Origin of the sequence: Streptomyces malaysiensis subsp. samsunensis (assembly GCF_024519315.1) — a bacterium.
GTDB lineage: Bacteria > Actinomycetota > Actinomycetes > Streptomycetales > Streptomycetaceae > Streptomyces > Streptomyces malaysiensis.
The window spans coordinates 1-14,944 of record NZ_JANIIC010000054.1 but is presented as its reverse complement, the minus strand read 5'-3'; the positions used below and the strand labels follow the sequence as shown (position 1 = coordinate 14,944).

Annotated in this window: 12 protein-coding genes; 10 read left to right on the top strand and 2 right to left on the bottom strand. The window is 69.3% G+C overall.

From position 1 onward, the window contains the following. Positions 1-18 precede the first annotated feature (18 nt). Together NQU54_RS35525 and NQU54_RS35520 are read left to right on the top strand one after the other, a co-directional pair. Positions 19-1,392, top strand: coding sequence for a carbohydrate ABC transporter permease (locus NQU54_RS35525; protein ID WP_257634620.1), 1,374 nt, complete (start codon positions 19-21; stop codon positions 1,390-1,392). Continuing rightward, on the top strand, positions 1,389-2,270 hold the full coding sequence (locus NQU54_RS35520; protein ID WP_257634619.1) for a carbohydrate ABC transporter permease: 882 nt from the start codon (positions 1,389-1,391) through the stop codon (positions 2,268-2,270). Before NQU54_RS35525 ends, NQU54_RS35520 begins: the two co-directional genes overlap by 4 nt. A gap of 65 nt (positions 2,271-2,335) precedes the next feature. Here the strand turns inward: NQU54_RS35520 and NQU54_RS35515 are convergent, their stop codons facing one another. After that, a complete protein-coding gene (locus NQU54_RS35515; protein WP_257634618.1) occupies positions 2,336-2,791 on the bottom strand; it encodes an ATP-binding protein in 456 nt (151 codons plus the stop codon). Positions 2,792-2,959: 168 nt separating this feature from the next. Here NQU54_RS35515 and NQU54_RS35510 point away from each other — a divergent pair, with 168 nt between their 5' ends. From NQU54_RS35510 to NQU54_RS35490, 5 genes are all read left to right on the top strand, one after another. Next, positions 2,960-3,874 carry a helix-turn-helix domain-containing protein gene (locus NQU54_RS35510; protein WP_257634617.1) on the top strand — a complete coding sequence of 305 codons (915 nt, stop codon included), beginning with the start codon at positions 2,960-2,962 and terminating at the stop codon, positions 3,872-3,874. Further along, a complete protein-coding gene (locus tag NQU54_RS35505) occupies positions 3,837-3,965 on the top strand; it encodes a DUF397 domain-containing protein (RefSeq protein ID WP_257634616.1) in 129 nt (42 codons plus the stop codon). Before NQU54_RS35510 ends, NQU54_RS35505 begins: the two co-directional genes overlap by 38 nt. 267 nt (positions 3,966-4,232) lie before the next feature. Then, complete coding sequence (locus tag NQU54_RS35500) at positions 4,233-5,540, top strand: SUMF1/EgtB/PvdO family nonheme iron enzyme (protein WP_257634615.1); 1,308 nt, start codon at positions 4,233-4,235, stop codon at positions 5,538-5,540. Positions 5,541-5,579: 39 nt separating this feature from the next. Continuing rightward, entirely contained in the window at positions 5,580-7,988 is a 2,409-nt protein-coding gene (locus tag NQU54_RS35495) for an ATP-binding protein (RefSeq protein WP_257634614.1), read from the top strand. Positions 7,989-8,045: 57 nt separating this feature from the next. Further along, the gene (locus tag NQU54_RS35490; RefSeq protein ID WP_257634613.1) at positions 8,046-8,492 is read left to right on the top strand and encodes a pyridoxamine 5'-phosphate oxidase family protein; all 447 of its coding nucleotides are present in this window, start codon (positions 8,046-8,048) and stop codon (positions 8,490-8,492) included. Positions 8,493-8,690: 198 nt separating this feature from the next. Here the strand turns inward: NQU54_RS35490 and NQU54_RS35485 are convergent, their stop codons facing one another. Continuing rightward, positions 8,691-8,897, bottom strand: a complete 207-nt coding sequence (locus NQU54_RS35485; RefSeq protein ID WP_257634612.1) for a hypothetical protein — start codon at positions 8,895-8,897, stop codon at positions 8,691-8,693. 276 nt (positions 8,898-9,173) lie between these two features. On the opposite strand from NQU54_RS35485, the gene NQU54_RS35480 reads away from it, so the two are divergent. From NQU54_RS35480 to NQU54_RS35470, 3 genes are all read left to right on the top strand, one after another. Beyond that, complete coding sequence (locus NQU54_RS35480) at positions 9,174-11,627, top strand: bifunctional glycosyltransferase/CDP-glycerol:glycerophosphate glycerophosphotransferase (RefSeq protein WP_257634611.1); 2,454 nt, start codon at positions 9,174-9,176, stop codon at positions 11,625-11,627. A 77-nt stretch (positions 11,628-11,704) separates the two neighbouring features. After that, positions 11,705-13,546 carry a stealth family protein gene (locus NQU54_RS35475; RefSeq protein ID WP_257634610.1) on the top strand — a complete coding sequence of 614 codons (1,842 nt, stop codon included), beginning with the start codon at positions 11,705-11,707 and terminating at the stop codon, positions 13,544-13,546. After that, positions 13,519-14,574, top strand: a complete 1,056-nt coding sequence (locus NQU54_RS35470) for an FkbM family methyltransferase (RefSeq protein WP_257634609.1) — start codon at positions 13,519-13,521, stop codon at positions 14,572-14,574. The genes NQU54_RS35475 and NQU54_RS35470 overlap by 28 nt, the downstream gene beginning before the upstream one ends. Positions 14,575-14,944: the final 370 nt, after the last annotated feature.

The window sequence follows — 14,944 nt, the reverse complement described above, 5'->3', positions numbered from 1 at the left end:
GACCGGGAGAACCACATCATGTCGACCGCGACAGCGGACGGCGCGGCCACGCCTGGCCGGGCATCGTCCGCCCCACCGGCCAAACGGCCGGGCGCGAAGAAGCAGAAGAGCCTCATGGGCACCCGGCCCTGGCTGGTGGCGGTGTTTCTGCTGCCCGCCCTGGTGCTGCTCGGGGCGCTCGTCGTCTATCCGATCGGCTACTCCGTCTACCGGAGCTTCTTCGACGCCTCGGGCAACGGCTTCGTCGGCCTGGACAACTACCAGGAGATGTTCTCCGACGACGCCACCAAGACGGCGATCAAGAACAACATCATCTGGCTGATCCTGGCCCCGACCGTCTCCACCGCCCTGGGCCTGATCTTCGCCGTGCTCACCGAACGGGTGCGCTGGGCCACCGCCTTCAAACTGATCGTCTTCATGCCGATGGCGATCTCGATGCTGGCGGCGGGCATCATCTTCCGGCTGGTCTACGAGCAGGACCCGGACAAGGGCGTGGCCAACGCCATGTGGGTGAGCGTGCACGACTCCTTCAGCGAGTCGCCGCCGTTCCCCGGCGCCCATCCGCGCCCCACCGCCGGGCTGGACGAGTCCTCGAACGGCTCGTTCACCACCAAGGACACCGTCCGCGCCGGTGACCCCGCCTCGATTCCGCTGGTCGCGGCCAAGCGCGGTGACATCAGCGGGGCGCAGGACGCCACGGCCGCCGGGCCCGAGTCCGGGAAGGTGACCGGCACCGTCTGGTTCGACTTCACCAAGGGCGGCGGTGGCGAGCAGGGCGCCATCGACAAGGGCGAGAAGGCCATGGCCGACGTCAAGATCGAGGCGGTCAAGGACGGCAAGGTCGTCGCCCGGACGACATCGGCGGCGGACGGTACGTACACCCTGCCCGCCAAGGCCGAGGGCGCCCAACTACGGCTGCCCGCCTGGAACTTCTCCGAGCCGTACAACGGCGTGGACTGGCTCGGCCCGTCCATCGTCACCCCGGCCATCATCGGCTCGTACGTCTGGATCTGGGCCGGTTTCGCGATGGTGCTGATCGCGGCGGGGCTCGCGGGGGTGCCGCGTGAGCTGATGGAGGCCGCGCGGATGGACGGCGCCAACGAGTGGCAGGTCTTCCGGCGGATCACGGTGCCGATGCTGGCACCGGTGCTCTCGGTCGTCGTCGTCACACTGATGATCAACGTGATGAAGATCTTCGACCTGGTCTACATCATCGCGCCGGGCCCCTCGCAGGACGACGCCAATGTGCTGGCGCTCCAGCTCTTCCAGTCGTCCTTCGGCACCGATGTCAACCAGGGCCTCGGCAGCGCCATCGCCGTGCTGCTGCTGTTGCTGGTGCTGCCCGTCATGATCATCAACATCCGCCGGATCCGAAGGGAGAGCCGCCGATGACCAGCGCGGACACGGTCGTACAGGCGAAGCAGTCCCCGGTCGCGCGGATCGCCGCCCGGGCCGGCGGCGGGGCACTGCGGGTCGTCCTCATCCTGATCGGCCTGCTGTGGCTGATGCCGACCGCCGGACTGCTGCTGTCCTCGCTGCGCGACCCGGCGCAGGTGGACCTCTCGGGGTGGTGGAAGGTCTTCACCGACCCCGGACAGCTCACCTTCAGCGGCTACGACAATCTGCTGAGCAACCAGCAGATCACCGACTCCCTCTGGACCACGCTCGCGATCACCGTCCCGGCCACTCTGCTGGTCGTGGTGATCGGCGCACTGGCCGGCTACGCCTTCGCCTGGATGGAGTTCCCCGGCCGCGACTGGTGGTTCCTCGTCGTGGTCGGCCTGCTGGTGGTCCCGGTCCAGGTCGCGCTGATCCCGGTGGCCAAGCTCTTCGGCGAGGTCGGCATCTTCCAGACCACCACGGGCGTGGTGCTCTTCCACACCGCCTTCGGTCTGCCCTTCGCCATCTTCCTGCTGCGGAACTTCTTCGCGGAGATCCCCCGTGAGCTCCTGGAGGCGGCCCGCCTGGACGGCGCGGGCGAGCTGCGGCTCTTCGTGCGCGTGGTGATGCCCCTGGGCGGCCCGGCCATCGCCTCGCTGGGCATCTTCCAGTTCCTGTGGGTCTGGAACGACATGCTGGTCGCCCTGATCTTCGCGGACAGCGGCAACCCGCCGATCACGGTCGCGCTCCAGCAGCAGGTCCGGCAGTTCGGCAACAACATCGACATCCTCGGCCCCGGCGCCTTCGTCTCGATGCTGATCCCGCTGGCGGTCTTCTTCGCCTTCCAGCGCCAGTTCGTGGCGGGCGTCATGGCGGGCGCGGTGAAGTAAACGCACCCCGCGACGGCAGGCGGCCCGGCACCCCTTCAGAGGGCGCCGGGCCGCCCCTTTTCACCTCACGGCGCGCCGCACTCCGCCCACACCGTCTTACCGACGGGGATACGAGGCGTCGTCCCCCAGCGGATGGCCAGCAGATCTACCAGGAGGAGCCCACGGCCCGATTCGTCATCGGCCGTCAGCGCCGATGGAATGGCCGGGAGGTGGTCCTCGCGAGCGTCCGACACCTCGATGCGGATCGTCCGCGTGGCGGCTACGCAGGCGAGGCGGAGGCGGAAGTCCCGCCCGGGTACGCGGCCGTGCCGTACGGCGTTCGAGGCCAGCTCCGCCACCAGCAGGGCCACCGTGCAGGACGCGTCCGACGCGGGCGGATAACCCCACTCCTCCATACGCCGCACCGCGAGCCGCCGCGCGAGACGCGCCCCGCGCGGCATGGCGGGGAACTGCTGGGTGAGCTCCCGGAGTTCGGGCTCGGGGTCCGGCGCCGTGGTCGTCTTCAGCACGGTGTTGTCCATTTCCGTCCGATCGATTGTCCGTACGATTCGCACCGTGTGCGCATCGTGACGTTCCGTGCCCAAGGATCGCGGTGCGGGTCTACGCTCGAAAGGCCATGACGCCTTACCTTTCAGGTCGTAAGGAACGGAAGTGATGTTTTGGTCAAAGAAGTTGATCCCCGCTCATCGATGGCGGCCCTCTTCGGATCCCGGGTCCGCAGACTCCGTACGGCCGCCGGTCTGACCCAGGCCGAGCTGGGCGAGCGGACGCATGTGGTCAGCACCCGGATCACCCAGATCGAGCGCGCCTCCGGGGCGAAACCGACGTTCGAGCTGGCGCGGACGCTCGACACGGTGCTCGGGGCGGACAGCCTGCTCGTGGACATGTGGCCGTACGTCTACCGGGAGGCGTTCCCGGACTGGTCGCGGGCGTTCATGGCCTACGCGGAGCGGGCAGTGTCCATTCGTGAGTACGCCGCGCAAGTAGTGCCCGGCCTGTTGCAGACGAAGGACTACGCACGAGCCGTACTGAGCCTCGACCCCCTGCTCAGCGGCGAGCAGCAGTTGGAAGAACGCGTCACCGCTCGCCTCGGACGGCAGGACCGACTCCGTTCACCGGACCGGCCGGAGTTATGGGTGGTCCTGGACGAGGCGGTTTTACGACGCCCGATCGGTAGCCACTCGGTCATGCGAGCCCAGTTGTACCGGTTGCTGGAGGCAGCCGCCAAACCGGGCATCACCGTGCAGGTGCTGCCGTTCGACCAGGGCGGGCACGAGGCAATGGGCGGGTCCCTCACCCTGCTGACCCTGCCGGGCGACGACGAAGTCGCCTACAAAGAAGGTGCTGACTTCGGTCAACTCGTCGAGGAACCACGGGATGTGAAGCACTACGCGCTGTCCTACGATCGGCTGCGGGCGGTGTCTCTGCCCCCGCTCATGTCACTCGACATGATCCGATCCGTGATGGAGGGCAACCACCGTGGAGCGAGTGTCCCGTCCCGATCTGAACGGCGCCGCGTGGCGCAAGAGCAGCTACAGCAATCAGGCGGGTGGCAACTGCGTGGAGGTGGCCGACGGCATACCCGGCGTCGCCGCCGTCCGTGACAGCAAGCGCACCGATGGACCGGTGCTGGTCGTCGCGGCGGCCTCCTGGACCGCGTTCATACGCGACCTGAAGACCGGCCACCGCCCCTGAGCCAGCCAGTAACCGGTCGGCGTCGTCATTCCGGCCCCGCCGGACCCTCGTACGCGGCGGTCCGGCGGGCGTACACACGACGTAAACCAGCCTTACGCGGAGTGTAACCGCATAGTATCGTTTCCATGATGGCGGGAAGCAACAGGGAGTCGATCTATGGATTTCGATATTGACGTCACCTCGGACGACATGTGGGAACTCGAAAGGCTGCTGGAGTCACGAGGTAAGGGCGGAGGCAAGTGGGATTGATCTATGGGGGACTCCTCCGTGTCAGGCATTGAAGGTCGAGGACAATCAGCGGATGACTTGCCGCTCTTACGGGAGCGGGTACTCCGCGACGCGGACGAGGCGTTGCCGACAGTCCTGGATTGGACCGAGCAGCATGAACACTGGCCGGTGCGAGCCGCCTGCCTGAAGCTGCTCAGCGAGCACTATATCGGCGACCCGCGCGCCGTGTCGGCGATCAAGAGGGCAACGCACGATCCGGTTGACTGGGTTGCCTTCACCGCCATCCAACTGGCGGAACAGCACCGGCTGCTCCCCGTCGTCCAAGATCTTATCAGGATTACGGGCTGGCCGAGCAATTTCACCAATCCGAATGCCCAGGGAAAACCGGTCGGGTGCGGTGCGGCATTCACGAAGAGGGCACTGAGAAACATTCTGGGGTCAAGTGACCACCGGGAATTACGCAATATCGAGGATGCGGTATTCGCGGGGCACCGACGCCTTCTCGATTCCATGTGGCGCCCTCGAATCAACGATGATGCCGTAAGGGTGCCTGCCGGGCCATTTCGCATGGGCGGCCTCCCGCGCCCCGACAACGTATTCAAGATGGACGAGAGTGACAGCGTCCTCCACGAAATCGATCTGCCGGAGTTCTACATCGATCGTCTCGCGGTGACGAACACCCGGTACGCGGAATTCCTGGATGATGTGTCCGGGAGTGCCGAGTTCGACCATCCGGACCAGGATCCGGGCAAGGACCACACACCTGCCCACTGGCACGACCGCAGGTTCAATCGTCCGGACCTGCCGGTCGTCGGCATCGACTGGTACGACGCCTGGGCCTTCGCGCGCTGGGCCGGGGGAGCGCTGCCGAGCGAGAGCCAATGGGAAAAGACGGCCCGGGGCACCGACGAGCGGGTCTATCCGTGGGGGAACGACTTTCTCCCGGACCAGTGCAACTATGTCGAGCGAGCGTTCGGGCGCACGGTGTCGGACGCGCGTGAACTCGAAGAGACGCTCGTGACGGCCAACACCGAGAGCATTCCCCAGGAGCCGCTGCTCAGTGCCGACAGCTTTCCGGAAGGAGCCAGCCCGTACGGCGCTGTCCAGATGTCCGGCAACATTTGGGAGTTGACGCGCACCAACTTCTTCACCAGGGAGGACATGGACCCGTTCTTCAGGGGGCGCAGGCCGTTCGAATTCATGCACCGGAAGGATGCCTTCCACGTCCTGCGGGGCGGCGCGTGGAGCTCTCCGCCACCATGCTTGGCGACCTTCTACCGGGGGAAGGACCTCATCACCGACAGGCACAACGAGGTTGGGTTCCGATGTGTCTATCCGGTGCGATGAAGGCCGCGATGAATGTGCAGAAGCTGCCGGGAGTGCGCAATGAGCAATAAGGAAGAGGAGAACAGCGAGAAGGCCCGTGGTCTCACCCGATCGGAGATGTCCGGCAGCGCGAGAGATCTCATCCAAGCACGGAACATCAGCGGTGGGGTGCATTTCCACGGAGCCGCACCGGACCAGGGTTTCGCTCCCCGCCAACTTCCCTGGGACGTGTACGGCTTTGTGAATCGGCAGCACGAGCTCGAACGGCTCGACGCGTTGATTGCCGCGGACCGGGAAAAGCCCACGGGCGGGAGCGTCTACGTCATCGTGGGGAAACCGGGCGTCGGCAAGACATCGCTCGCGGTGCGCTGGGCCCACCGGGCACAGGACCGGTTTCCCGACGGACAGCTCTATGTGAACCTCCGCGGCTACGACCCTGGTGAGCCAGTGGCACCCGAGCAAGCGCTCGAAGGGTTCTTGAGCGCGCTCGGCGTCCCTCCGGCGGCCATTCCGGTTGATGCGGAGAACCGGAGTAATCTCTATCGTTCATTGGTCGCGGACAGGCACATGCTCATCGTGCTCGACAACGCCGCGACCGCCTCACAGGTGCGCCCCCTACTCCCCGGCGGGGCCCACACCGTGGTAGTGATCACGACGCGCACCATGTTGTCCGGCCTGGTCGCCCTTGTCGGTGCACGGCGGATAACCGTAGAAGTGCTTCCGGAGACGGAGGCCGTGCAGCTCCTGCGATCGACGATGTCCGAGTACCGCTCAGAGGACGCCAGCGAGGAGCTTTCCGAGCTGGCATCGTTGTGCGCGGGCCTTCCGCTTGCCTTGCGGATAGCGGCGGAACGGGCCTCAGCCCGGCCTCGGATGCCCTTGTCGGCTCTGCTAGAAGACCTGCGCGACAAATATTCGCTGTGGTTCGCGCTGTCCACGGAAGACGGCGACGAGCAGGAGGCCGTGCGTTCGGTCTTCGCCTGGTCATTCAGGGGTTTACCACAGGAGGCGGCCTGGGCATTCCGGATGCTGGGTGTCCTCCCCACGCCCAACTTCTCCCTGCGGTGCGTTGCCGCGCTCGTCGCGCTCCCTGTCAACAGGACCCGGTACCTCCTCGATGTCCTCGTCGGCGCCCATCTTGTGGAGCAGCCCACTCACGAGCGGTACCAGCTCCACGACCTGCTGCGCGCATACGCCATGGAAGAGGTGATCCGGGAGGAGTCACCGGAAAGCCGGCTCGCGGCCCTCAGGCGCGTGCTGACGTGGTATCTGCACACCGCTTCTTCCACGTCCAGCGCATCCGTCGGATTCAGTCGGCCACCGCCGCTGTCGGACCCGGGCGAGGTCACCCACGCGCTGGTATCGCTCGCCGAGCACGAGGACGCGTTGCGCTGGTTCAAGGAGGAGTGGAGGAACCTCAGTCTCGTCATCCGGCACGCAAACCACTCCGGATTGGACGAGCTGACCTGGAAGCTCTCCATCGCCCGGCATCGGTTCGGTGACTACTTCAGCCTGAGTGAGGACATGCTCGAGCTGACCGCGATGGCTCTCAACAGCGCGCGGGGCCTGGACCGGTTCGGTGAGGCGGAGGTGCTGCACCACCGCGCCGTGATCCTTGAGTACGGGTTTTACCGGCTCGATGAGGCACGCACCTGCTACGAACTCGCGGCATCGATCTTCGAGGAGATCGACGACAAGGCCGGGCTGGCTTCGGTGCTCACCTACTTCGCCAGGTATCACCTGCGTCGGCACCAGTTCGAAGAAGGCCGTCCCCTCCTCCGCAGAGCCATCACAATCTTCGAGGACATCGGTGACTCGGAGCGCCGGACCGCGGTCCTGCAACACCTCGCAGACGCGCATCTGGGGCTCGGTGAGTACGATGCCGCCCTCAACATCGCGCTGTCGACCCTCGCACAGGCCCGGACCCTGAACAGCCCGGCGAGGGAGAGCAGCGCGCTGCGCATCGCGGCTGCCGCGCACCTGGGATCGGGCCGCGTCGACGACGCCTTGGCGGCTGCCGAGGATGCCGTCGAGAGAGCCCGTGCGGCATCGAACATCTATTGCGAGGGGCAAGCCCTGCTGGGGGCGCTCGGGCCGGCACAGTATGTGTCGCGCAGGTACCGAGATGCCCTCATCTCGTTCCACCGGGCCGCCACCCTCTATCGCGACGGGGTGCACGAGATGGAAGCCGAGTCGTTGAGCCACACCGGGAGCACCTACCGCGAAATGGGGAGGCCTGAGCAAGCTGTCGCCTTCCATCGTCAAGCCATCTCGATCTGCCGGACACTGGGTGACCAATGGCGGTTGGCGATATCCCTGGACGAGTATGCGACGACGCTGGCCGCGCTCGGCAGCGCGGAAGAAGCTCACGGGAACCGGCTCGAGGCAGCCCGGCTTTTCAGTGAGTTCAACGACGCCGAATCCACAGTGCGGGCAGAGCGCATCCGCAGTGCGCTTGACACCGGCTGACCAAGCTTTCGGTTCCCATATAACGGTACATCGCACAAGAATTCGAGGTAAAGGACAGTGCCCGAGATCCGTTCAGCAGAACAGCGCAAAGCTGACGCCCTGCACCGCTTCGAGAAGGACATCGACCTCTGGGTGGCGTCAGCCGACGCGAACGCTGCCCCGACACTGGTCCCACTGTCGTTCAGCTGGGACGGGGAGGGTTTCCTGGTGGCGACAGCGAGGTCGAATCCAACCGCGCGCAACATCGTGGAACACGGAACGGTGCGCGTCATGCTCGGGCACAGCCGTGACGTCGTGCTGATCGCGGCCACCGCACACCATGTGTCCGGCAGCGAGCTGCGCGACTCATGGCACGCCAAGTACGTCAAAAAGCAGGGCTGGGACCCTCGTGAAATGGAGAAGTACGAGTTCTACCGGCTCGTGCCGAGAACCGTCGAGACGTGGCGACAGCTGAACGAGCACGCGGACCGGTTCATCATGCGCGACGGGAAGTGGCTCATCTGAAGCTTGTCCTTCCGGAGAAGGCGACGACGGTCCGGCGCCGGCCGTCGCGACGGGACCGCTCATCAGGCGTCGCGCCGCTCCGCGGCCCGCTGTGACTCCTCGACGACGCGGTCAGCAGCGCCACGCGTCTTTCGAGTGCGTTCCGGCCGGCCGTGGTGAGCGCGAGCCATGTTCGATGGCGTTTGCCCACGTAGCCCTTCAGATCACCGCCACGGCGACCATCACCAGTGGGGCCAGCCGTATGAAGCGCGGGGAGATTTCGTCCCTGCGCACGCGGGTGGGCCGGCCCAGGAGGGCGCCGCCCCGGGGGTTCCGCAGCATCACCACGTACACCAAGGAGAGTGCGGCGATCGCCATGGAGATCCAGGAGCGCACGTCGTCGCTGACGAAGTCGGGTGCCGCCATTTGAACGAAGATCGCGACGCCGAACACGACGCTGACCCAGCGGGACTCCCGCTCCGAGGCACGGGCTTGGTCGCGGCGCCGCTCGATGTCGCGCAGGGCGCGGGCGGCCTCGGCGGACGGGGAGATGGGGTACCTCCAGGTGGTGCTGAGAGGCCGGACGTTGGGCCGAACGGGGGTCTTTTCGGGGGTGCCCCGCCATGGCGCCGTCTCATTCGGTGGGCGTTCAGATGATGGTGTGAGAAACCATCCGTGCCGCGTCGACCGATGGGATGCGCCGTGCCCCGGTTCAGCGTCATCGTGCCCGCATACAAGGTCCAGCCGTACCTGAGTGACTGTCTGCGGTCCGTGCTGGAGCAGGACTTCGCGGACCTCGAGCTGATCGCGGTCGATGACCACTCCCCGGACGCCTGTGGCGCGATCATCGATGAGGCCGCCGAGCGGGATCCGCGGGTGCGGGCCGTGCACCTGGCGGATAACGCGGGGCTCGGGCGGGCCCGGAACGCCGGGATCCGGCGGGCCACCGGGGACTATCTGGTGTTTCTCGACGGCGATGACACCCTCGCCCCCGGTTCGCTGCGCGCCATCGCCGACCGGCTGGTGCGGACCGGCGAGCCGCAGGTGCTGGTCTTCGACTACGCGCGGGTGGACTGGACGGGTGAGGCGGTGCGGAACGTCCGGGCCGAGTTGCTCCGGGAGGGGGACCCCGAGGGCGTCCGGCAGGTCTTCCGGCTCGACCAGCGGCCGGAGCTGTTGCGGCTGCTGATGGTCGCCTGGAACAAGGCGTACCGCCGGGACTTCGTCCGCGCGCAGGGCTTCGCCTTTCCGCCCGGCTTCTACGAGGACACCCCCTGGACCTTCCCGGTGCTGTTCACCGCGGAGTCCATCGCCGTCCTGGACCGGGTGTGCGTCCACTACCGGCAGCGGCGGCGCGGCGGGATCCTGCGCACCACCAGCCGTCACCACCTCGATGTGTTCGACCAGTACGACCGGGTGTTCCGGTTTCTGGACGCCCGGCCCGAGCTGGCCCACTGGCGCCCTGCCCTGTTCCAGCGGATGCTCGACCACCTCGGCGTGATCGCCTCCGCGCCGGACCGGCTGCCGGTGGCGGCCCGGGGCGAGTTCTTCCGCCGGGCGGGCGCGCACCACCGCCGCTACCGGCCGTACGGGGCGGCCACCCCGCCGGGCCGCGCCCGGTGGCGGTGTCTGCTGCTGCGGCTGGGCGCCCGGCGGGCGTTCCAGCTGCTGCGCGGCGCCGATCGGGTGCGGCGGGGCGCCCTCGCCCTGGCCTTGGTGGGGTACGCCCGGCTGCGCGCGATCGCGTTGTGGCTGCACTATCGGATGCAGCTGTGCCGGCCCCTCGATCCCCGGCTCGCCGTGTTCGCCGCGTACTGGCACCGGGGCTACGCCTGCCATCCCGCGGCCATCGAGGCGAAGGTCCGCGAGCTGGCGCCGGGGCTGCGCACGGCCTGGATCACCACGCCCGAGTACGCGCACACCCTGCCGCCCGGGGTGCGCCTGCTGCACCCCGGCTCGGCCGCGTACTGGACCGCGCTGGCCCGCGCCCGTTTCCTCGTCAACAACGTCAACTTCACGCCCCGGATGCGGAAGCGGCCCGGTCAGATCCATCTCCAGACCCACCACGGCACCCCGCTCAAGCACATGGGCCTGGATCTGCGGGACCGCCCGGCCGCGGCCCGCGGTATGGACTTCGGCGAACTGCTGGAGCGGGTGGACCGCTGGGACTACAGCCTCTCCGCCAACCGCCACACCACCCTGGTCTGGGAGCGGGTCTACCCCTCCGGCTACACGACGCTGCCCTACGGCTCCCCACGCGACGACGTCTTCCAGCACGCCACCGAGGACGATGTGGCCCGGCTGCGCGCCCGGTTCGGCATCCCCGCCGGCAGCGTCGCCGTGCTGTATGCCCCGACCCACCGCGACTACCAGCGCCGCTCCGTGCCGCGGCTGGACGCGGAGCGGGTGGCCCGCGCGCTGGGCCCCGGGTTCACCCTGCTGGTCAGGCCGCACTACTTCCACGCGCCGGGCGTGGGCGGAGGCGAGGCCGGGATCGGGAACATGGTGAGTTCCGGCGGGCGGGTGCTCGATGTCTCGGGGCACGGGCGGGTGGAGGAGCTGTGCCTCGCGGCCGACGCGCTGCTGACGGACTACTCGTCCATCATGTTCGACTACGCCAACCTCGACCGCCCCATCGTCATCCACGCCGACGACTGGGACGCCTACCGCGCCGCCCGCGGCACCTACTTCGACATCACCGCCGCCCCGCCCGGCCCGGTCTCCCGCACCGAGGACGAGCTGATCGCCCTCTTCGCCACGGGCGCCTGGTGCGGTCCGCGCTCGGCCGCGCTGCGCGCCGCGTTCCGGGCCCGCTTCTGTCCGTACGACGACGGGCGGGCGGCCGAACGCGTGGTGCGCCGGGTCTTCCTCGGCGAGCGCCATGAACTGCTGCCGCCGGTCGTCCCGCTCGCCGAGCGCCGCCCCGCCCCCGCGGCCGTCCGCACCGCTGCGGCCCCCGTCCGCACCACCGCGGTGCCCATCCGCACCGCTCCGGGCCCCGTCCGCACCGCTCCCTCACCGGTGCGCGCCTCACCCGCCACCTCGCCTGCCACCTCACCCGCCGCCGCACCCGCGTACGCCCCACCTCCCGCCCCACCGGCATGCCCCGCCGCCGACCCCGCCGTCCCACTCCCCCATCGGAGCCGCCCCCACTAGCCCCAGCTCCCGAGCCACGGGCCACCGCGCCCGTTCCCGACGTCCCGACGTCCCGACGCCTCGACCCAGGACGCACGATGCCCCTCACCGCACCGCCCGCCGCCCCCCGCCCCTGGCTCGCCGACCCGCCGCCGCTGGTGCGCGGATACCGGCGTACGGTCCCGCTGCCGCTGCGCCGTGCGGTCGTGGCCGTGACCGGTCCCGGGTTGCGCAGGTGGGCCATGCGGAGCGTGGGCGGGCTGTCGGCGGCCACCGGCGCGCTGCGGCTGCGGCGGGCCCGGCGGCGGCTGCGTCGCGCGGGGCTGCTGGCGGGGGCCGACCGGATGGTGATCGCGGGTCGGCGCGGCGCCCATGTGGTGACCCTGGTCCCCTCCCCCACCCCGCTGTTCGCGCGCGCCGAGAATCTGCGGCTGGTGTGCGAGGCCCTGGACCGGGCGCGGATCGACCACTTCGTGATCCGCTGCTACAGCAATGTGGCCTCGGCCGTGGGCGTCCGGGCCGATCAGCGGGCGGAGGTGGTCCGGGCGCTGTCCGCGCTGTGCGCCGAGGAGGCCGGCTATGTCTCGCAGCCCCCGCGGCGTGGCCGGGCGGCGGGCCAGCCCCGGTTCGGGGGTACGCGACGGGCCTGGCGGCCGCTGGCCGCCGCCCCCGTGGTGCGCTTCACCCGCTTTCACGCCGGGCCGGGCGGACGGCTGGTCCTGGGCCCGGCGCACGGCTGCGACATCGAGTTCTGGGAGCCGGGCGGACAGGCCGGGGAACGGGTGCTGATCTCGCCGCGCTTCAACCGCACCACCGGGTCGGTGCCGCTCGTGGGCGAGCCGGTGCGCGCCCCCGACCAGTTGTTCACCCGGCTCGCCCCGACCATCGGCTGGCAGCCGGGGCCGCTGGTGCGCACCCGCCCGGAGTTCCTCACCCGGCTGCCGGACGAGGTCCGCTTCCCCATCGACGTCGTCTACACCTGGGTCGACGGCTCCGATCCGCAGTGGCAGCGGCGCCGGGCGGCCCTCGCGGGCGAGGGCTATCACGCCCAGGCCGCCAACGCCGCCCGCTACGCCAACCGGGACGAGCTGCGCTACTCCCTGCGCTCGCTGTACATGTACGCCCCCTGGGTGCGCCATATCTATTTGGTGACCGACCGTCAGGTGCCCGACTGGCTCGCCGTCTCGCATCCGGGGATCACCGTCGTGGACCACCACGACATCTTCGACGACGCCGATGTGCTGCCCACCTTCAACTCGCACGCCATCGAGACCCGGCTGCACCACATCGACGGGCTCGCCGAGCACTTCCTCTACTTCAACGACGATGTCTTCCTGGGCTCGCCGGTCACCCCGCAGGACTTCTTCCTGGCCAACGGCGTCTCCAAGTTCTTCCCGTCCCGCGCGCTGATCCCGCTGACCCCCGTGGGCCCCGGCGACGTCCCCGTGTCGGCGGCGGGCAAGAACAACCGGACGCTGCTGGAGGAGCGGTTCGGCTCGGCCATCACCCAGAAGATGAAGCACACCCCGCACGCCCTGCGCACCAGCGTCCTCGCCGAGATCGAGAAGGAGTTCCCCGACGCGGTCCGCGCGACCATGGCCAGCCGGGTGCGGTCCACGTCGGACATCTCCGTACCGTCCTCGCTCCACCACTACTACGCGTTCCTGACCGGACGCGCGGTCCCCGCCCATCTGCGCTACGACTACTTCGACCTGGCCCAGCCCACCATCCGCACCCGGCTGGCCAAGCTGCTGCGGGCCCGCCACTGCCAGGCGTTCTGCCTCAACGACACGGTCTCCTCCGAGCACGACCTCGAGGACCAACTGGCGTTGGTCCGCCCCTTCCTCGACGCCTACTTCCCCCTCCCCAGCCCGCTGGAGCGGGCCGTCACCCGACAGGAGACGCCGCAGCCATGCCCCTCGCCATCACCCTTCCCCTGAACCCGGACGTCCTCGATGCGGGCGGGCCGTATCCGCGGGCGCTCAATGTGCTCAGCCGCAAACAGACCGCCGTACAGCGGCAGTTGCGGCGCGCCGGGCTCGCGGGCTACGAGCCGACCACCCAGGCCACCCTGCTGGCCCTGGCCCAGCAGGCGCCCGAGGGCAGCGCGGTGTACGACATCGGCGCGCATATCGGGCTGTACTCGGCGCTGATCAGCGCGGTGTACGGGAACGGCGGGCCGCGGGCCATCGCGTTCGAGCCGACGCCGGAGACGGCCGCGCTGTGCCGCCGGATCCGGGAGTGCAACCGCCTCGGCTTCGAGGTGCAGCAGACCGCGCTGGCCGATGAACCGGGCACCGCCGAGCTGTACTTCTCCCTGAAGTCGGAGTCCTCCAACTCGCTCAACCCGGCCCACCGCCGGCACACCGAGTCGGTCGAGGTGCCGGTCACGACGGTCGACGCCTTCACCGAGGAGCGCGCCCTCACCCCGCATCTGATCAAGATCGATGTGGAGACCCTCGAGGCCGCGGTGTTGCGCGGGTCGTACGACACGATCCGCCGCCACCGGCCCTGGATCGTCTGCGAACTCCTGCCCGGCGCCGATCACAACGCGCTGCGGACCGCCCTGGCGCCGCTGACCGCCATGGACTACGGCCTCCACCCGATCACCCCGGAGGCGCCCTGGCACCGCTACGACGAGACCACCTACCGGTCCGCGGTGAGCGGCCAGTGCCGCGACTGGCTGCTGGCCCCGCGCCCGCTGACCCCCGCGTTCCACCGGGTGGTGCGGCGGTGGCTGATCGCGATCCTGGCGTGCGACGAGACGACCAATATCATCACCACCGACAAGGCGTCCTTCCCCTACGGCTGGAACGCGCCCTACCGTTCGCCGCGCGGTGCGGCACGGGTCCCCCGTACGAGGCTGCTGCGGCTGGCGGGCGCGGCCGCCCTCGCCCGCCGCGCCGTCGTCCCGGCCCGACGATCCCCGGGTGCGCATGCCGCGGGGAGCGGCTCACTGCGGGGGTGAGGCGGGGGGTTGGGTCAGCAGTGGCCCCGGGGGCTTGGGTCAGGGGTGGCTCCCGGGGGCTTGGGTCAGCGGTGACGGCCGCAGCTTGGGTCAGCGGTGACGGCCGGGGCTCGGGTGAGCGGTGGGTCCCGGGGGCTTGGGTCAGCGGTGACGGCCGGGGCTCGGGTGAGCGGTGGGTCCCGGGGGCTTGGGTCAGCGGTGACGGCCGGGGCTCGGGTGAGCGGTGGGTCCCGGGGGCTTGGGTCAGCGGTGGCTCCCGGGGCTTTCGGTCGGCGGTGACCCGCGGGCCCTCGGGAGGCGGGGCGGGTCCGGGGGGGGCGCGGGCCCGGGCCCTGCCCCCCGGCGGGGGGGGGGGGGGGGGGTTTCCCCC

What these genes read in the sequence shown, in the direction of transcription:
- NQU54_RS35525 (WP_257634620.1), top strand. Translation starts at nt 19, where the DNA reads ATGTCGACCGCGACAGCGGACGGCGCGGCCACGCCTGGCCGGGCATCG.
- NQU54_RS35520 (WP_257634619.1), top strand. Translation starts at nt 1,389, where the DNA reads ATGACCAGCGCGGACACGGTCGTACAGGCGAAGCAGTCCCCGGTCGCG.
- NQU54_RS35515 (WP_257634618.1), bottom strand. Translation starts at nt 2,791, where the DNA reads ATGGACAACACCGTGCTGAAGACGACCACGGCGCCGGACCCCGAGCCC.
- NQU54_RS35510 (WP_257634617.1), top strand. Translation starts at nt 2,960, where the DNA reads ATGGCGGCCCTCTTCGGATCCCGGGTCCGCAGACTCCGTACGGCCGCC.
- NQU54_RS35495 (WP_257634614.1), top strand. Translation starts at nt 5,580, where the DNA reads ATGAGCAATAAGGAAGAGGAGAACAGCGAGAAGGCCCGTGGTCTCACC.
- NQU54_RS35485 (WP_257634612.1), bottom strand. Translation starts at nt 8,897, where the DNA reads ATGGCGGCACCCGACTTCGTCAGCGACGACGTGCGCTCCTGGATCTCC.
- NQU54_RS35475 (WP_257634610.1), top strand. Translation starts at nt 11,705, where the DNA reads ATGCCCCTCACCGCACCGCCCGCCGCCCCCCGCCCCTGGCTCGCCGAC.
- NQU54_RS35470 (WP_257634609.1), top strand. Translation starts at nt 13,519, where the DNA reads ATGCCCCTCGCCATCACCCTTCCCCTGAACCCGGACGTCCTCGATGCG.